Annotated in this window: 1 protein-coding gene; it reads right to left on the bottom strand. The window is 36.3% G+C overall.

Annotated elements, in window-relative coordinates:
* Window positions 1-45: 45 nt before the first annotated feature.
* The coding region (locus tag ON09_RS23880; RefSeq protein ID WP_029204609.1) for a helix-turn-helix domain-containing protein at window positions 46-444 on the bottom strand (399 nt) is incomplete at its 5' end.

The raw sequence follows: 444 nt of genomic DNA, 5'->3' as shown, positions 1-444 counted from the left end.
ACGTACACACTTCGCTTTTTTTTACAATAATATATTCCTACGTCGTCAATTAAATGATTGCCTGAAGGCTGAAGGCGTAAGATTTGTTTTCGATTTAAATAATTTTGTGAAGGATTGCAAATGTTCAAAGCCTAAAGCGTAAGCAATTTCGCTAACAGAAAGATTTGTTGTCGATAGTTTTTCTTTTGCCAAATCAATCAGTTTTTGATGTAAATACTGCTGTGTATTTAACCCAATCAATGTTTTCAAAAGCCCGGACAGATACCCAGGTGAAACATTTAGTTTTTCGGCAATATAAGCCACGGTTGGCAATCCTCTTTCACCTAAATCATCTTGCTCAAAATAATCTCTCACAATATCTTCCAATCGGTCCAACAACTGATGGTTTATAGCTTTGCGTGTAATAAACTGCCGCCCGTAGAAACGTTGAGCATAATTAAGCAG

This window comes from Pedobacter agri PB92 (assembly GCF_000258495.1).
GTDB classification, from domain to species: Bacteria; Bacteroidota; Bacteroidia; order Sphingobacteriales; family Sphingobacteriaceae; genus Pedobacter; species Pedobacter agri.
Note: the sequence above shows the minus strand (reverse complement) of the source record. Positions and strands in the feature narration are given on the sequence as shown.